The sequence below is a fragment of the Streptomyces sp. WMMB303 genome (assembly GCF_029351045.1).
Classification (GTDB): domain Bacteria; phylum Actinomycetota; class Actinomycetes; order Streptomycetales; family Streptomycetaceae; genus Streptomyces.
In genome coordinates this window covers 2,093,043-2,109,015 of sequence record NZ_JARKIN010000001.1, presented here as the reverse complement: position 1 = coordinate 2,109,015, position 15,973 = coordinate 2,093,043, and the positions used below count along the sequence as shown (strand labels likewise).

Sequence of the window (15,973 nt, the reverse complement as noted above, 5' to 3'; positions counted from 1 at the left end):
ACGGGCGTGGCACGAGACAGCGGAACAGGGCACGCGGCGGGCGCCGCCGAGAGCACACCGGGCACGGCGGAGTCCCCGGGGCCGACCGGGCACGTCACGGAGAGCGGGCAGGGCTCCCGCACGGCTGTGCGGGAGGCGCGCCGCGTGGTCGTCAAGGTCGGCTCCTCCTCGCTGACCACCGCGGCGGGCGGCCTGGACGCCGACCGGGTGGACGCCCTCGTCGACGTGCTCGCCAAGCACACCGGCGCCCAGCACGCCGAGACCGGCCAGGCCCCGCGCGAGACGGTGCTGGTCTCCTCCGGCGCCATCGCGGCCGGACTGGCGCCGCTGGGGCTGGCCAAGCGCCCCCGGGACCTGGCCCGGCAGCAGGCCGCGGCGAGCGTCGGCCAGGGGCTGCTGGTGGCCCGCTACACGGCGTCCTTCGCGCGCTACGGCCGCCGGGTCGGCCAAGTGCTGCTGACCTCGGACGACACCAGCCGCCGGGCCCACTACCGGAACGCCTACCGCACCCTGGACCAGCTCCTGGCCATGGGAGCCGTCCCGATCGTCAACGAGAACGACACCGTGGCCACGGACGAGATCCGCTTCGGCGACAACGACCGGCTCGCCGCGCTCGTCGCCCATCTCGTCCGCGCCGACCTGCTGGTGCTGCTCTCGGACGTGGACGGCCTCTACGACGGCAACCCCACCACCCCCGGCACCCGCCGGGTCGCACAGGTGCGCGGTCCGGCCGATCTGGAGGGCATCGACATCGGCAGCGCGGGCAGCGCGGGGGTGGGCACCGGCGGGATGGCCACCAAGGTGGAGGCGGCCGGCATCGCGGCGGGCGCCGGCGTGCCCGTGGTCCTCACCTCCGCCGTGCACGCCGCCGACGCGCTGGCCGGGCGGGAGACCGGCACCTACTTCCATCCGACCGGGCGGCGCGCCGCCGGGCGGCTGCTGTGGCTCGCGCACGCCTCCACGCCCACCGGGGCGCTCACCCTGGACGAGGGCGCCGTACGGGCCGTCGTGGACCGCCGCAGCTCGCTGCTGCCCGCGGGGATCGCCGGGGTGGAGGGCGACTTCTCGGCGGGCGATCCGGTCGAGCTGCGTGACGGCCGGGGGCGGGCCGTCGCGCGCGGGCTGGTCAACTTCGACGCGAGGGAGCTGCCGCGGCTGCTGGGCCGCACCACCCACGAGCTGGCCCGCGAGCTGGGGCCGGCCTATGAGCGGGAGGTCGTGCACCGGGACGACCTCGTGCTGCTGCGCGGCTGACCGGGGCTGTCCGCCGGCTCGGATTCGGCCGGCACATTCGGGCGGCCGGGAAAAAGTCCAGCCTTTCCACGGACACCTTCCGCAAAACGGTCCCGCGCGCGCCCTCGGACTGGTCAACTTTGACTCGGGCGGTGTGAGCAGCACGTGCACCCGCACGTGCACGCAGCGTACCGCCCGCAGTACGGAACGAGACCAGCAGCACGCACGGAAGACACCCAGGGCAGCACCAGCACCACTCCAGGAGGCCACCGGTGGGACGACTGGCCGGCGTCGGAACGGCGCCCTCCCCCCAGCCCGAGGAACGAGTCGGCTCCCGGCTCTGGCACGTCACGCTCAACGTCGCGGGCCGCGAGGCGCCGCCGGGCGACGTACGGCGCGCGCTGGAACGGCTCGCGCACGACCACCCGTTCCTGCTCACCAGCCGCTACGCCGACGACCACGCCGAGATCCGCTACTGGGAGGAGGCCCAGGACCTGCACGACGCCGCCGCCGTGGCGCTGCGGCTGTGGGGCGAGCACCGGTCCTCGGCCGGGCTGCCACCCTGGGAGATCGTGGGACTCGAGGTGATCGGGCGCGAGACCTACCGCCGGCGCGTCGCCGAGGGCTGCGGCCCGCCGCCCGTCGGCACGGTGGGCGTGCACCCGTTCTGACCCCGGTACGAGGCCGCTGCGCCGGGCCGACGGCCGTAGCCGAGACACCCGCGCCGCCCCGCGCCCGCCCCGGCTACGATGCGCGCCATGAGCGCATCCGAGACCCCGGACACCCCCGTCCGCCAGGCGGCCCGCCGTGCGCGGGCAGCGGCGGCCGACCTCGCCCCGGCCCCCCGTACCACCCGTGACCGCGCACTGCTGGCGATCGCCGACGCGCTCACGGCCCGCACCCCGGAGATCGTGGCCGCCAACGCCGACGACGTCGCCAAGGCGCGGGCCGCGGGCACGGCGGAGTCCGTCGTCGACCGGCTCACGCTCACCCCGGAGCGGATCGCGGCCATCGCCTCCGATGTGCGCGACGTCGTCGCGCTGCCCGACCCGGTCGGTCAGGTGCAGCGCGGCTCGACGCTGCCCAACGGGCTGGAGCTGCGCCAGGTGCGGGTACCGCTGGGCGTGGTCGGGATCATCTACGAGGCCCGCCCCAACGTGACCGTGGACGCCGCGGCGCTCTGCCTCAAGTCCGGCAACGCCGTGCTGCTGCGCGGCTCCTCCTCCGCGCACGCCTCGAACTCGGCGCTGGTCGCGGTCGCCCGGGACGCGGTGGCCGAGGCCGGACTCCCCGCCGATGTCGTGCAGTTGGTGCCGGGCGAGAGCCGGGAGAGCGTCACCGAGCTGATGCGCGCCCGGGGCCTGGTGGACGTGCTGATCCCGCGCGGCGGCGCCTCGTTGATCAAGACCGTGGTGGAGCAGTCGACCGTGCCCGTCATCGAGACCGGCACCGGCAACTGCCATGTCTACGTCGACGAGCGTGCCGACCTCGACACCGCGCTCGCGATCCTCGTCAACTCCAAGGCCCAGCGCCCCAGCGTCTGCAACGCCGCCGAGACCGTCCTGGTGCACGCCGGGATCGCCGACGTCTTCCTGCCGCGCGCCCTCGGGGCGCTCGCCGAGGCGGGTGTCACCGTCCACGGCGACACCGCCTGGCAGACGGCGGCCGACGCCGCCGCGCTGCCGGTGCTGCCGGCGACCGACGAGGACTGGGCGAGCGAGTACCTGTCCTACGACATCGCGGCGGCCGTTGTGCCCTCCCTGGACGCCGCTGTCGAGCACATCCGCGCCTGGTCCTCCGGGCACACCGAGGCGATCGTCACGGCCGACACCGCGGCCGCCCGCCGCTTCACCGCGCTGGTGGACTCCGCCGCCGTGATGGTGAACGCCTCCACCCGGTTCACCGACGGGGCCCAGTTCGGCTTCGGCGCCGAGATCGGGATCTCCACCCAGAAACTGCACGCGCGGGGCCCCATGGGCCTGCCCGAGCTCACCTCCACCAAGTACGTCGTCACCGGGGACGGGCACGTCCGCGGCTGAACGGCACCGAATTTCCGCCCGGTTCCCGGCGACCCTGCCCAAATTGACCGCATAGGTCTACGCTGGGAGACGTGCCGGACGACGTGGGGGGCGGGCCGTTCCCGGACGGCGAGGAGCCCGAGTACCGCGACCGCGGGGCAGCGGACGACGAGTTCGCCTCCGTGGTGCTCGACGAGGACTTCGTACGCGCCGCTGAGGTCCACGAACCCAGCGCGGCCGAACGGATACTCGCCTCCGACCGGTCGCGTGCGGAGAGTGAGCCCTTCCGGGCCGCCGAGGAGGGCTTCGGTTGTCCGCGCGGCGAGGGCGAGCTTCCGCACGAGGAGTTCGCCGAGTCGGACGACCCCTTCGACGGCGAATTCGACGACGATCCGGACGACGACGAAGGCCGCTTCGACCGCTCCGAGTACCGGGTGGAGTACGAGCGCCCCGAGGGCTGCCCGCCGGAACCGGAGCCGGGCCACGAGCACGGCTCCGACTTCGGATACCGGGCCCACCGCCGCCCGGTGCCGCACCAGGGTCCGCGCTCCTACCGCGGCCACCGCGACTGGCAGCGGCCGGTCGCCTGGGTGCTCGCCGTGGTGATGGGCATCGGGATGGTGGCGCTCGCCTTCTCCGCCGTCTACCGGGGCACCTCCGACCAGCGGCAGGATCCGAGTCCACCGCCCGCCACCACGGGCGTGGACCGGGACGGTCCGGGCGCGGACTCCCCCGTCCCCGCCGTGCAGCCGCCCGGCAGCTGACGGGGCGGCCCCGCCCGCCGTCGCGAGGGCCGTTCGAAGCCCCTGGTCCACCCGGCCGATCCGGGACCGCGGGGCCCCTTCGACCCTCCGGAGCACACCCCGTGGGGTCCCGCAAGTTGGCCGGAGCCACGCCGTTCACGTCCGCGCGGTCGGTCCTACCCTGGTGCTATGGCCGGGCGAGTGGATCCTCCTGACGGGACGCCCGACGGCGGTCCCGACGGCGACGACGAGTACCGATCCCTGGTGTTCGACGAGTCGTTCATCAAGGCTGCGCGGCTCCAGGAGTTCTCCGCGCAGGAGCGCATGGAGGACGAGGAGCATGCCGCGGTCCGTGCGCGTTCGCACGCCGAGCGCCGGAGCCGGACCGGTCTGGGCTTCTCCCGGCAGGGGCTGGTCCTGGTGGCGCTGATCGTGCTGGCCTTCGGCACCGCCATCTACATGGGCATCCGGAACCCCTACCCCTCCTCGGTCCGGACCGGCGCCGAGCCCCTGCGCAGCGATGTACTGCCGCTGGCACCCACCGGCCGGGTCCCGGGCGGCGCCCCCGACGACCTGTTCGAGAACAGCCCCGCAGCGCGGTTCGCGACCGGGGCCGAGGGAGTGACGCTGCCACCCGTTCGGAGCAGCGACCACTTCTCGGAGAGCCAGGTGCTGTCGGCGCTGACCGTCGCCAAGGACTACATCGTGGAGAGCTCCCTCGACCCGGACGTCCTCACCGGCGGCGCGGTGCGGCCGGTGCGCCTGCTGCTCAACCCCCGCCAGCAGCGCCAGTTCGACCGCAGCGTGGAGCACCCGCGGGACGACGGGCGGCGCAGCGCCACGGCCTGGATGGTGCGCCTCGACCGCGGCAGGGTGACGCTGGCCAGCTCGAAGGTGCGAGTCGACGGCACCCTCTCCGTCGAGGAGGTCGGCGACGGGCTGGAGGTCACCGCCGACCACGTCTTCGTCTACGCGGTGCGGCCCGCCGACGAGGGCGGGGGGAAGAACGCGGACAGCGGGTCGGCGGGGAAGCCCGCACGGAACGCCTCCCTCTTCTCCGTACGGCGGGAGGTGCGCTTCCGCTTCGAGCGGCAGGACCTGCGCGAGCATCAGGTCACGGTGCGCCAGGTCGCCGTCCGGGCGGGGCCGATGAACTGCGGAGACGACCCCTCCGACGCGCTGGCGCCGCTGCTGGCGGGCGAGCGGGCCGAGGACGCGGGCAAGGCGGGGACCGACCCGTACGCGCGGGGCCGGTCCGCCGCCTCGGTGTGCGGGCTGATGGCGGCTAGCGTTCGCCCGAGCCCGGATCGTCCTTACCGCCCGGGCCGTTAGCCGGCCCGCTGCCGCCGTCCTGGCCCTCGGAGCCGCCGCGGCCGGTGAAGGTGTCGCGCAGCCGGCCGCCGACGTCGCCGACGCCGCCCGCCAGGTCGCGGACGAAGCCCATCAGCGGGTCCTTGCTGTTGCGCACCGTCTCGGAGTAGTGGTTCGCCGACTCCCGGAACGACTCCCGCACCGAGGTGTCCTGGTCGTCGGCGCGCTTCGGGTAGTGGCCGTCCATGATCCGCTGGAAGTCGCGGCTGGCCTCCCACTTCTTCAACTCGGCGGCCCGCACCGTGGTGAAGGGGTGCGAGCGGGGCAGCACATTCATGATCTTCAGCACGGAGTCGCGCAGGTCCCCGCCCGCCTCGTACTCCTCGGCCTGCGCCAGGAACGCGTCGACGTTCATCTCGTGCAGGTGGTTGCCGCCGGCCAGCTTCATCAGGCCGCGCATCGACGCCTGCAGGTCCTGGCCCACCAGCAGCCCGGCCCGGTCGGCGGACAGCTCGGACTTGCGGAACCACTCGCGCAGCGCCGTCACCAGCGCCATGACCGCGACGTTCCCCAGCGGGATCCAGGCCACCTTGAAGGCGAGGTTGGACAGGAACAGCAGTATCGTCCGGTAGACCGCGTGGCCGGAGAGCGCGTGTCCGACCTCGTGGCCGATCACGGCGCGCATCTCCTCCTCGTCCAGGAGCTCGACCAGCCCGGTGGAGAGCACGATGATCGGCTCGTCCATGCCGACGCACATCGCGTTGGGCTTCGGGTCCTGGGTCACGTACATCGGCGGGATCTTCTCCAGATCCAGGATGTAGCAGGCGTCCCGCAGCATCGCGTTGAGGTGGGCGAACTGCTGGTCGCTGACCCGCACCGAGTCGGAGAGGAACAGCAGCCGCATGCTGCGCTCGGGAAGCAGGCCGCTCAGCGCCTTGACCGCGGTGTCGAAGCCGCTCAGCTTGCGCAGTGCGACCAGCGCCGAGCGGTCGGTCGGGTGTTCGTACGCACGCGAGGAGATCCCCTCGAAGCGCCGCCGCTCACGGCCCGGCAGGCGCTCCGTGCCGCCTGTGCCGTCTGTCATGGTGTTTCCCCCTCGTCGACTGGGCTGTCCACACTAGAGCCTCTCGTCCGGATTCCGCTGGGCCCGTGGGCCCTGCACGCATCGGATCCGGCTGCCCGGTCCGGCCCGGTCCGGAACCCGGGGCCCTGGAAGATGGGACGCGGAGCGGGGCCTTCCCGTTGCGTCCGGATGAGTCGGGGTGAGCGCCCGGAGGGTCCGCGCTTACGATGTGGCTGCGCAGTTCCGCTCCCGCAGGTGTGCGGTGGCGGGACGACCGCACGCCAACTGTCCGCGCCTCACGGGATAGGTTCCGCCGACGATGACTCTGTCCAGCACCGCACACGACGCCCTGCTGTCCCTCGCCTCGGGGGGCGAGCACGGCGAGGGCGGTCAGCACGAGAGCCTGAGCCCCTATCTGACCGGTGGTGGAGCGCTTCTCGCGCTGATCCTGCTGCTGTGGATCACCACTCGCTTCAACCGGGACCGCTGAGCGTAGAGTCGCCCCGCATGGGAGAGGACATAGTGCCCGGGACCGGTAAGCGGCGACTCGGTGTGATGGGCGGGACCTTCGACCCCGTCCACCACGGCCACCTGGTGGCCGCGAGCGAGGTGGCGGCCCGCTTCCACCTCGACGAGGTGGTGTTCGTGCCCGCCGGGCAGCCGTGGCAGAAGAGCCACAAGCAGGTGTCGCCCGCCGAGGACCGCTATCTGATGACGGTCATCGCCACGGCGTCGAACCCGCAGTTCTCGGTGAGCAGGATCGACATCGACCGCGGCGGCAAGACGTACACGATCGACACGCTGCGCGAACTCGCCGACGCCAATCCGGACACCGATCTGTTCTTCATCACCGGTGCGGACGCGCTGTCGCAGATTCTGAGCTGGCGCAACACCGAAGAGCTGTTCTCGCTGGCGCACTTCATCGGCGTCACCCGGCCGGGGCACGCGCTGGCCGACCCCGGGCTGCCGCAGGGCGGTGTCTCCCTGGTGGAGGTCCCCGCGCTGGCCATCTCGTCCACCGGCTGCCGCGCCCGGGTGGAACGCGGCGATCCGGTCTGGTACCTGGTCCCCGACGGGGTCGTGCGGTACATCAACAAGCGCGCGCTGTACCGGCGGGACGCGGAGGGGGACGCGCGAGCGTGAGCGACGGCTACGGATACGACCCCTACGGTCGGCAGCCCGAGATCATCGGCTACGACGAGTACGGCAGGCCGGTCTACCGCCCGCAGGAAGTGCCGCACGAGGGGGCGTACGCGGGGCAGGAACCGTATCCGGCGTACGACCCCTATGCCGAGGCTCCCGGGCAGCAGGCAGGCTACGACCCCTACGCGGGCTATCCGCAGCAGCAGGGCGGCCACCCGGAGCCCGAGCACCGGGCTCCCTACGCGCAGCAGGCCGCGCCGTACGCGGGCGCTTACCCCCAGCAGGCCGCGACGCAGCCGGAAGCGCACCCCCGGCAGGCCGCGCCGTACACCGGAGGGCACCCCCAGCAGGACGACCGGGTTCCCGCGCAGAGCGGCCGGCCGCAGCAGGAGCAGTATCCGGACGGCGGGGGCGACGGCCCGGGCCATGGGGACGCGTCCGCTTCCGGCGGGGAGGACGCGTACCGCACCGAGCAGTTCTCGTTCGTCGAGGAGACCAGCGACGACTCCGAGGACGTCATCGACTGGCTCAAGTTCACCGAGAGCCGCACCGAACGCCGCGAGGAGGCCAAGCGCCGGGGCCGGAACCGGGGCGTGGCACTCGTCGTCGTGCTCGCCCTGCTGCTGCTGGTGGGCGGCACGGGCTGGGCCTGGTACGCGGGCCTGCTGCCGGGCACCGGCGACGACGGCGGCAAGGGCGGCGCCGCGGCGGGCGGACAGCGGGACGTGATCGTGCTGCACCTGCGGGAGCAGGGCGGGGCCAGTTCCACGGCCCTGCTCGTGGACAACGAGGGCGCGGGCGAGGGCTCCACCCTGCTGCTGCCCAACGCGCTCGCGGTCTCCGCGGAGAACGGCAGCACGACCACCCTCGGCAAGTCCGTGCAGGACCGCGGCGCCGGACCCACCCGCGACGCGCTCAACACGCTGCTCGGCTCGGACATCAAGGGCACCTGGCGGCTGGACACCCCGTTCCTGGAGAACCTCGTCGAGCTGGTCGGCGGTATCACCCTGGACGCCGACACCACCGTGCCCGGCGCGAAGCGGGGCGCGGAACCGCAGGTCGAGAAGGGCGGCGACCAGGATCTGGACGGCCGTGCCGCGGTCGCCTACGCCACCTACCGCGCCCGGAGTGAACCCCAGACCGCGCAGCTCGCCCGGTTCGGGCAGGTCATGCAGGCGCTGCTGAAGAAGATCTCCGGCGACGCGTCGGCGGCGACCAAGACCGTCGAGTCCCTCGGCCAGATTCCCGACCCCTCGCTGTCCGAGTCCCAGCTCGGCTCCGCGCTGGCCGCACTGGCCGACCGCGCCAAGAAGGGCGACTACCGCACCCGGACGCTTCCCGTGCGCGCCGACGGGACGCTCGGCAGACAGGCCGGCGACCGGATCGTGAAGCAGGTGCTCGGCGGCAGCGTCAAGAACTCCGATCCGGACGCGGTGCCCCGGGTGAGCCTGAAGAACGCCAGCGGCAGGCGCGGTCTGGACAGCACGGCCTCCGCGGCGCTGGTCAACGGCGGCTACACCGTGGTCAAGGCCGGTTCGGGCGCCACCCGCGCCACGTCGCTGGTGACCTACGCCGAGCCCGCGCGGAAGGCCGAGGCCGAGGGGATCGCCAAGACGCTGGATCTGCCCGGGAGCGCGGTGCGCAAGGCCGAGGGGGCGGCGAACGCCGATGTCACGGTGGTGCTGGGTGCCGACTACCAGGGGTGACGGCGGCCGCGCGGGGCCGGGGCCGGCCGCGCGTGCCGTCCCCGCCCTCCGTGACGGGGCCGAAATCCCCTCGCGCAGCCGTGAGACCCTGGAACACGAGATGTTCCCGACCCGAAAGCCTCACCTGTGACCGCCACGAACCGTTCCCTCGAGCTGATCAGCACCGCCGCCCAGGCGGCGGCCGACAAGCTCGCGCACGACATCGTCGCCTACGACGTCAGCGACGTGCTCGCCATCACCGACGCCTTCCTGCTCGCCTCGGCGCCCAACGACCGGCAGGTCAAGGGCATCGTCGACGAGGTCGAGGAGCGGCTGAACAAGGAGCTGGGCGCCAAGCCCGCGCGCCGCGAGGGCGAGCGGGACGGCCGCTGGGTGCTCCTCGACTACGTCGACATCGTCGTCCATGTCCAGCACAGCGAGGAGCGGGTCTTCTACGCTCTGGAGCGGCTGTGGAAGGACTGCCCGGAGCTGGAGCTGCCCGAGGACGCCGTGGCGACCCGCGGCAAGGGCGCCGAGCACGCCGAGGCGACGGGGGCCGGTGCCGGGTCCGCGGACGAACTGGACGGAGAGCTGCGCTGAACGGCACGGGGGCGGTGCGGGACCGCAGGATCGTCCTGTGGCGGCACGGCCAGACGGCCTGGAACCTCGAACGCCGGTTCCAGGGGACGACGGACATCCCGCTCACCGACGCCGGACTCGACCAGGCCCGCCGGGCGGCACGGCTGCTCGCAGCGCTGCGCCCGGACGCCATCCTCTCCTCGGATCTGCAGCGCACCACGGCCACCGCGGCGGAGCTGGCCGCGCTCACCGGGCTCGGCGTCCTCTACGACGAGGGCCTGCGCGAGACCTACGCGGGCGAGTGGCAGGGGCTCACGCACGAGGAGATCGTCGCCCGCTACGCGGAGCAGTACGCCGCCTGGAAGCGGGGCGAGCCGGTGCGCCGGGGCGGCGGCGAGCTGGAGACCGAGGTCGCCGAGCGGGCGGCACCCGTGGTGGAGCGCGGAGTCGACAAGCTCCCGGACAGCGGCACGCTCGTCGTCGTCAGCCACGGCGGCACCATCCGCACCACCATCGGCCGCCTCATCGGGCTGCCGCCGCACACCTGGGAGTCGCTGGGCGGGCTGTCCAACTGCAGTTGGTCCGTCCTGGGCGAGACGCCGCGCGGCTGGCGGCTGCTGGAGCACAACGCGGGCAGCCTGCCCGAGCCGGTGCTCGGCGACGACGACTGACGCCGCCGAGCGGGACGCCGGGGCCGCCGAGGGCCGGCAGGGGTCCCGGAGGGCGGTGATGCGCCACCGGATTTCTCATTCGGCCCGGCCACCCGCTAAGCTTCAGATCGTTCGCGGCGCTCCGGCGCCGGAGCCCGGGGCTATAGCTCAGTTGGTAGAGCGCTTGCATGGCATGCAAGAGGTCAGGAGTTCGATTCTCCTTAGCTCCACAGTCCAGGATCCCGCCCTCCGGCACGGAGAGCGGGATCTCTGCCGTGCGGCCCGGTGCACGCGCCGGGGGCGACCCTGGCGGACGCCGGATCACCGCCCCTTCGCACCCCCGGCGTCGTCGCACCTGCTGCTGCCCGTGCGCAGCATCCGCTCCCGGACCCGGGACAGCGGCTCGGCGTGCTCCTGGCAGCCGATCATCGGATCGTCCGTCGTCCGCAGCAGCCCGAGGAGCCGCTCCGACTCGTCGTCGTGCGGCACATAGGCCACGATCCGGGCCTCGGACGCGCCGCTGATCTGGAGCGAGGTCGAGCTGAGCCGCAGCCGGCCGACCGAGGCGTGCTGCACCATCTTCACCCGCGCCCCCGGCGGCGCCACATCGCCGCTGCGCCACAGCGTCGAGAACTCCGCGCTCGCCTCGCACATCCGCGCCAGGAACTCCTCCCAGGCGGCCTCGCCGACGTGCCGCCCGTAGCTGCCGCGCAGCGTCGCCACCATCAGCGACAGCTCCGCCTCGCGGTCGAGCAGCGCGCAGCAGCACGGCGGCATGGCCACGAACTGCTGCCACAGCACATTGCGTTCGGGCTGCCCCACCAGGTCCACCATCGGGAACAGCGCCCGGTACCCGGCGTTGGCGGCGAGCACGTCGTAGCGGCCGTTGTAGACCACCGCGGGCATCGGGTCCATCGCGTCCAGGATGCGGTGCACCTCCGGGTCGACGGCTTCGGCGAGCCGCTCCGGAGCCGGCGGACGCGGAACCTCCGCCAAGTGGTACAGATGGTCGCGCTCGGCCTCGTCGAGCCGCAGCGTGCGGGCCACCGCGTCCAGGACCTGCGCACTGGCGTTGATCGGACGGCCCTGCTCCAGCCACGTGTACCAGGTCACACCCACCCCGGAGAGCTGGGCCACCTCCTCGCGGCGCAGCCCGGGGGTGCGGCGGCGCAGTCCCGCGGGCATCCCGACATCGGCGGGGGAGACCCGGGCGCGGCGGCTGCGCAGGAACGCGGCCAGTTCGGACCTGCGGCGCGGGGCGGCCGGGCGGGCCGGCCCGGTGACACCGCCGGCCGCGCGCGGCTCCGTTCGTCTCTCGGCGATGACTGTCACATCCCCCATCGTCGCGGCAGCCCGCACCGGCTGCCAGGTGCTGTCAGTACCAGCATCGGCGGGCTCTCGTGAGCCCCGCGGCCGTCCGGCCAGGCTTCCCGCATGAGATCCACCTCGTCCTCCTCGCCCGGCCCGGCGCCGACCGCGCGGACCTCCGCACCGGCCGCGGAACCCGCACGGGCGACAGAACCCGCACCGGTGACAGAACCCGCACCGCGGCGCGGGGAATCGGTTGCCCGCGGCCTCAGTAAAGACCACGCCACCGACAACGGCCCCGTTCCCGGCGGCGCCCCCGTCCACGACAGCACCTCGGCCTGGGGCAGCGGTCCCGCCCGCCGCGGCCCGCGCCCCGGCTGGCTCCTGGCGATCGTGCTCAGCGGCCAGTTCATGGCCCTGCTGGACACCTTCATCGTCAACGTCGCGGCCCCCGACCTGCGCACGGATCTGCACGCCACGGGCGCGGGACTGCAACTGGTGATCGCCGGCTACACCCTCGCGTACGCGGTGCTGCTGATCACCGGAGCCCGGCTGGGCGCCCTGCTGGGCCACGCCAGGATGTTCCTGTGCGGCCTCGCCCTCTTCACCGGCGCCTCGCTCGCCTGCGGACTGGCGACCGGCACCGGCTGGCTCATCGCCTTCCGGCTGGTGCAGGGCACGGGCGGTGCCGTGATGCTGCCGCAGGTCCTCAGCCTGATCCAGCGGACCTTCACCGGAGCCGCCCGCAGCCGTGCGCTGGGCGCCTACGCCGCCGTACTCGGCGTCGGTGCCGCAGCGGGCCAGTTGCTGGGCGGGGTGCTGGTCAGTGCCGACCTGTTCGGCTGGGGCTGGCGCCCGGTCTTCCTGATCAACGTCCCGGTGGGTGCCGCCCTGCTCGTCGCGGCGCCCTGGCTGCTGCGGGTACGCACCGAGACCAGGGGCGGCACCGAGGAGCGGCGGGCGCTGGACCTGCCGGGGCTGGTCCTGCTCGGTGCGGTGCTGCTGCTGTTCACCGTCCCCGTCGTGCTCGGCCGGGAGCAGGGCTGGCCGCTGTGGGGATGGGTGTCCCTGGCGCTGTGCGCCGCGCTCGTCCCGGTCTTCGGACGGTACGAACTGCTGCTCTCCCGCCGCGGCGGGCGACCGCTGGTTTCCCCGCTGGTGCTGCGGGCACCCGGTGTGCCGCTGGCCGTGGTGCGCATCTTCTGCATGATGGCGGTCAACGCCGGTTTCGTCCTCGTGGTGATGCTGCATCTGCAGACCGGTCTGGGGGAGAGCGCGCTGCTCGCCGGGGTCTCGATGGTGCCGACCGCCGGGCTCTTCGCGCTGGTCGGGATGGTCTGGCGACGGCTGCCGCAGTCGTGGCACCCCCGGTTGTCGGCCACCGGCTTCCTGACTGCCGCGGTCTCGTTCGGGTGGCTCGGGGCGCTTCTGTCGGGCGGCGGGGACGGCGGCCCGTGGCGCTACGTCTGCCTGAGCGCCAGCGGAATCGGGATGTCCCTGGCCTACAACCCGGTGCTCTCCGGCGCCCTGGCGCGGGTGCGGCAGAGCGAAGCGGCCGACGCCAGCGGACTGTTGGTGACCACCGCGCAGCTCGGCCTGCTGAGCGGGGTGGCACTGTTCGGCGCCGTCTTCCTGGAGCACGCCGAGAGCGCCCCGGTCACCCCCGGGGCCTCGGCGCACGCGCTCACGCTCACCTGCGCGGCCCTGGCCGCCGTGTCGCTCGCCGCGGCGGGAGCGGGCGCGTTGAGCGGAGTGCTGCGCCGGGTAGGAGGAGGGACGGGGGAAGGTTGACCGGCCCTTAGCCCGCACGCCGGAACGTGGCAGAATCAGGGCGGCTGGAAGGGGGAGCCCAGGGGGAAGGGGAGGGGCGAGTGCGATGTCGGCGACGGTCCTCGGTGAGGACGGCACCGGTCCCGCGCCCGCATGGCCCCTGCCCGCATGGTCCCCGCCCCGCGCGGAGCACCGGCCGGGTGTTCCGGGCAATCTGCAGTGTCCGGCCTGCGGTTCGGCGAACGTCGCCCAAGTGCTCGGCGACAACGGAGGAGTTTCCTACGTGTGCACGGCATGCGGCCACATCTGGAGCTGACTGAGCGATGGGCGCCCACAGCAGGAAGTGCGACTGGTGCGGCAGCGGCACCCCGATCGTCCGTGACATGGAACCGGTCAACAGTGCCTACCAGTACTGGTGCGAGGACTGCGCCCGGGCGCTGATCATAAAGGGCGACCCGATCGAGACGTACCGGGAGTTGGACGGCGAGCCGATCTACGGCCGCCTGCTGGAGGCGCACTGCACACTGAAGCGCTTCTACTCCTTCGCTACGGCCTGAGCTCCGGCCGCAGCGCCGATGCCGCTGTCCCTGTCCCTGTCCCTGTCCCTGTCCCTGCCCTCCCTTTCGTCCCGGCCGCCCCGGCCGCGCCGCCCGGCCGGAGTTTGGGCCCCCGGCCCCCGCAGCGTCCGCAGCGCCACTGCGGCCGTGACGGCGAGGAACACCACCCCCGCGAGCGGATAGCAGGCCGACAGCAGTATCTCGGCGCCGTTCTGGCGGAGTTCGGGAGGGCGCGGCGCGTTCGGGTCCCGGGGGACCCACCACGGCACGTAGGAGCAGAAGACCAGGGCCGCCGGCAGCGCTCCGGCCGCCCAGCGCAGACTGCGGCGCCGCTGCGCCTCCACGGCCAGCAGGAGTGTCAGCGGTAGACACCACACCCAGTGGTGCGACCAGGAGATCGGGCTGATCAGCAGTATGGTGACGGCGCATGCCGCGGCGGACCAGGCGGCGGCGTGCGGCAGGCCGCACCGCCTCGCGAGGGCCGCGGCCACGGCCGCTCCCAGGCCGAGCGCGGCCGCGAGGAGTGCCAGGCCCAGCCACAGTCCGCCCGGATCCCCGGTGTGCAGCAGCCGCGCTGCCACCCCGTTCAGCGACTGGTTGTCCGTGAGTTCCGCACGCCCCACCCGGTCGGATCGCAGAACGGCTCCGCCCCAGAAGCGCAGCGAGTCGTGCGGGAGGAGCAGCGCGGGCAGCAGTGCGGTGCCCAGGAAGGTCGCCGCCGCGACGGCGGCCTGCCGCAGCCGCGGGTTCCACGGCCCGGCGCGGCGGCCCGGCCCTCCCTGCCCGTCCCGGCGGTCCGGATGGCACGGTCGCAGTCGGCGCCGGGCCGGTCCGTGCAGAGCCAGCCCGTGCAGAGCGAGGAAGACGGCGAACAGCGCGGGTGTGAGCTTGATGCCCGCCGCGACGCCGATGCCCACCCCCGCCCAGCGCTGCCCGGGGCGACGGGTGAGGTCCCACAGCACCAGGGTGGCGACCAGCAGGTTGATCTGTCCGTAGCGCAGTGTGGTCCACACCGGTTCGCACCACACGGCGACCGCGGCGACGCCCAGGGCCGCCGCCGGGCGCGGGACGTGCAGCGGGCGGTTCAGCAGGCGCAGCGACAGGTGGGCCAGGGCCACCAGCAGTCCGAGGTTCGCGACGGTCGCCGCCGCACGCAGGACGGGCACCTCCGGCAGGGTCAGGGGGAGGAACAGCAGCGCGGCGAAGGGCGGGTAGGTGGCGGGCAGGTCCGCGTAGGTGGCGCGCATCGCGTACAGGTCGTGGCCGTCGAGCACGGCTCGGCCCTCGGCCCGGTAGACCATCAGATCGATCATCGAGGGGTCCGTGGCGTGCTGGGCGGCCCAGAAGGCGGCGAAGGAGAGCAGCGACACCGTGAGCGCCGGGGCCGTCGGCCGCCGCAGCAGCCGGTCCCTGAGAGCGTGGCAGGCCCGGAGCGCCGGTGGCGCTGTGCTCCCGGCGGGCCGGCGCGAGATGCTCACGGGGCCGACAGTACCGACCGCGGGGGCCGGGGCCCGGCATGGCGGAGTCGCCCACCGCCCGGTGTCGCGGGAAGCGATTTGGCAGAAGGCGGTGTACCCCGTGTAAGCTGGCGAAGCCGTCGAGGGGAAGCCCCGGCGGACCAGGGATCTGGGGCTATAGCTCAGTTGGTAGAGCGCTTGCATGGCATGCAAGAGGTCAGGAGTTCGATTCTCCTTAGCTCCACAGAAGCAAGAGGTGGGATGTGCCCGCGGTTTCCGTAGGCGCATCCCACCTTTTCGTATGGCGATGCGTGCGGTGCACCTCCGCATCACCCGCTCTCCCGCGGGCGGTGTGGTCTCCCGCCTCCAGGTACTGCGCCCGCCCCGGCCGGGGCGGGCGCTCCGGGCTCCGCGCGGCCGGCCGCCGACGGTCTCCGGCCGGGGCCCCACCGCGTG

15 protein-coding genes and 2 tRNA genes are annotated in these 15,973 nt (G+C 73.5%); 14 read left to right on the top strand and 3 right to left on the bottom strand.

Annotation, left to right across the window (positions count from 1 at the left end; translation table 11 throughout):
• Nucleotides 1-126 precede the first annotated feature (126 nt).
• From proB to P2424_RS09595, 5 genes are all read left to right on the top strand, one after another.
• Nucleotides 127-1,254, top strand: a complete 1,128-nt coding sequence (gene proB, locus P2424_RS09615) for a glutamate 5-kinase (protein WP_276478899.1) — start codon at nucleotides 127-129, stop codon at nucleotides 1,252-1,254.
• Nucleotides 1,255-1,514: 260 nt separating this feature from the next.
• Entirely contained in the window at nucleotides 1,515-1,904 is a 390-nt protein-coding gene (locus P2424_RS09610) for a hypothetical protein (protein ID WP_276478898.1), read from the top strand.
• An 87-nt stretch (nucleotides 1,905-1,991) separates the two neighbouring features.
• Nucleotides 1,992-3,272 (top strand): glutamate-5-semialdehyde dehydrogenase, encoded by a 1,281-nt coding sequence (locus P2424_RS09605; protein WP_276475356.1) that lies wholly within the window; start codon nucleotides 1,992-1,994, stop codon nucleotides 3,270-3,272.
• 71 nt (nucleotides 3,273-3,343) lie between these two features.
• Nucleotides 3,344-4,015: a hypothetical protein gene (locus tag P2424_RS09600; RefSeq protein WP_276475355.1), complete on the top strand. Its 672-nt coding sequence runs from the start codon at nucleotides 3,344-3,346 to the stop codon at nucleotides 4,013-4,015.
• A gap of 168 nt (nucleotides 4,016-4,183) precedes the next feature.
• Nucleotides 4,184-5,326 carry a hypothetical protein gene (locus tag P2424_RS09595; protein ID WP_276475354.1) on the top strand — a complete coding sequence of 381 codons (1,143 nt, stop codon included), beginning with the start codon at nucleotides 4,184-4,186 and terminating at the stop codon, nucleotides 5,324-5,326.
• Here the strand turns inward: P2424_RS09595 and P2424_RS09590 are convergent.
• A complete protein-coding gene (locus P2424_RS09590; RefSeq protein ID WP_276475353.1) occupies nucleotides 5,280-6,389 on the bottom strand; it encodes a M48 family metallopeptidase in 1,110 nt (369 codons plus the stop codon). The genes P2424_RS09595 and P2424_RS09590 overlap by 47 nt on opposite strands.
• 298 nt (nucleotides 6,390-6,687) lie before the next feature.
• Here P2424_RS09590 and P2424_RS09585 point away from each other — a divergent pair, with 298 nt between their 5' ends.
• From P2424_RS09585 to P2424_RS09560, 6 genes are all read left to right on the top strand, one after another.
• Complete coding sequence (locus P2424_RS09585) at nucleotides 6,688-6,858, top strand: hypothetical protein (RefSeq protein WP_175488449.1); 171 nt, start codon at nucleotides 6,688-6,690, stop codon at nucleotides 6,856-6,858.
• Nucleotides 6,859-6,875: 17 nt separating this feature from the next.
• The gene (gene nadD, locus P2424_RS09580) at nucleotides 6,876-7,511 is read left to right on the top strand and encodes a nicotinate-nucleotide adenylyltransferase (RefSeq protein ID WP_276475352.1); all 636 of its coding nucleotides are present in this window, start codon (nucleotides 6,876-6,878) and stop codon (nucleotides 7,509-7,511) included.
• A complete protein-coding gene (locus P2424_RS09575) occupies nucleotides 7,508-9,217 on the top strand; it encodes a LytR C-terminal domain-containing protein (RefSeq protein WP_276475351.1) in 1,710 nt (569 codons plus the stop codon). The genes nadD and P2424_RS09575 overlap by 4 nt, the downstream gene beginning before the upstream one ends.
• Before the next feature lie 126 nt (nucleotides 9,218-9,343).
• The gene (rsfS, locus tag P2424_RS09570; protein ID WP_276475350.1) at nucleotides 9,344-9,796 is read left to right on the top strand and encodes a ribosome silencing factor; all 453 of its coding nucleotides are present in this window, start codon (nucleotides 9,344-9,346) and stop codon (nucleotides 9,794-9,796) included.
• Nucleotides 9,797-9,810: 14 nt separating this feature from the next.
• Complete coding sequence (locus P2424_RS09565) at nucleotides 9,811-10,446, top strand: histidine phosphatase family protein (protein WP_276475349.1); 636 nt, start codon at nucleotides 9,811-9,813, stop codon at nucleotides 10,444-10,446.
• Nucleotides 10,447-10,582: 136 nt separating this feature from the next.
• Nucleotides 10,583-10,655, top strand: a tRNA-Ala gene (locus P2424_RS09560).
• Nucleotides 10,656-10,746: 91 nt separating this feature from the next.
• Here the strand turns inward: P2424_RS09560 and P2424_RS09555 are convergent.
• Nucleotides 10,747-11,766 carry a helix-turn-helix transcriptional regulator gene (locus P2424_RS09555; protein ID WP_276475348.1) on the bottom strand — a complete coding sequence of 340 codons (1,020 nt, stop codon included), beginning with the start codon at nucleotides 11,764-11,766 and terminating at the stop codon, nucleotides 10,747-10,749.
• Nucleotides 11,767-11,859: 93 nt separating this feature from the next.
• On the opposite strand from P2424_RS09555, the gene P2424_RS09550 reads away from it, so the two are divergent.
• Both P2424_RS09550 and P2424_RS09545 read left to right on the top strand, forming a co-directional pair.
• A complete protein-coding gene (locus tag P2424_RS09550; RefSeq protein WP_276475347.1) occupies nucleotides 11,860-13,524 on the top strand; it encodes an MFS transporter in 1,665 nt (554 codons plus the stop codon).
• Nucleotides 13,525-13,826: 302 nt separating this feature from the next.
• Nucleotides 13,827-14,060, top strand: a complete 234-nt coding sequence (locus P2424_RS09545) for a hypothetical protein (protein ID WP_019358162.1) — start codon at nucleotides 13,827-13,829, stop codon at nucleotides 14,058-14,060.
• On the opposite strand, the gene P2424_RS09540 is transcribed toward P2424_RS09545, so the two are convergent.
• Nucleotides 14,039-15,721, bottom strand: a complete 1,683-nt coding sequence (locus P2424_RS09540) for a glycosyltransferase 87 family protein (RefSeq protein ID WP_276475346.1) — start codon at nucleotides 15,719-15,721, stop codon at nucleotides 14,039-14,041. The genes P2424_RS09545 and P2424_RS09540 overlap by 22 nt on opposite strands.
• Between P2424_RS09540 and P2424_RS09535 the strand changes: the two genes are divergently transcribed.
• Nucleotides 15,689-15,761: transfer RNA gene (locus P2424_RS09535), tRNA-Ala, on the top strand. The genes P2424_RS09540 and P2424_RS09535 overlap by 33 nt on opposite strands.
• Nucleotides 15,762-15,973 lie beyond the last annotated feature (212 nt).

Excerpts from the sequence above, each read along its gene's own strand:
- P2424_RS09540 (WP_276475346.1), bottom strand. The coding sequence starts at position 15,721 with ATGCAAGCGCTCTACCAACTGAGCTATAGCCCCAGATCCCTGGTCCGC.
- P2424_RS09590 (WP_276475353.1), bottom strand. The coding sequence starts at position 6,389 with ATGACAGACGGCACAGGCGGCACGGAGCGCCTGCCGGGCCGTGAGCGG.
- P2424_RS09585 (WP_175488449.1), top strand. The coding sequence starts at position 6,688 with ATGACTCTGTCCAGCACCGCACACGACGCCCTGCTGTCCCTCGCCTCG.
- nadD (WP_276475352.1), top strand. The coding sequence starts at position 6,876 with ATGGGAGAGGACATAGTGCCCGGGACCGGTAAGCGGCGACTCGGTGTG.
- P2424_RS09555 (WP_276475348.1), bottom strand. The coding sequence starts at position 11,766 with ATGGGGGATGTGACAGTCATCGCCGAGAGACGAACGGAGCCGCGCGCG.
- P2424_RS09605 (WP_276475356.1), top strand. The coding sequence starts at position 1,992 with ATGAGCGCATCCGAGACCCCGGACACCCCCGTCCGCCAGGCGGCCCGC.
- P2424_RS09595 (WP_276475354.1), top strand. The coding sequence starts at position 4,184 with ATGGCCGGGCGAGTGGATCCTCCTGACGGGACGCCCGACGGCGGTCCC.
- P2424_RS09545 (WP_019358162.1), top strand. The coding sequence starts at position 13,827 with ATGGGCGCCCACAGCAGGAAGTGCGACTGGTGCGGCAGCGGCACCCCG.
- P2424_RS09550 (WP_276475347.1), top strand. The coding sequence starts at position 11,860 with ATGAGATCCACCTCGTCCTCCTCGCCCGGCCCGGCGCCGACCGCGCGG.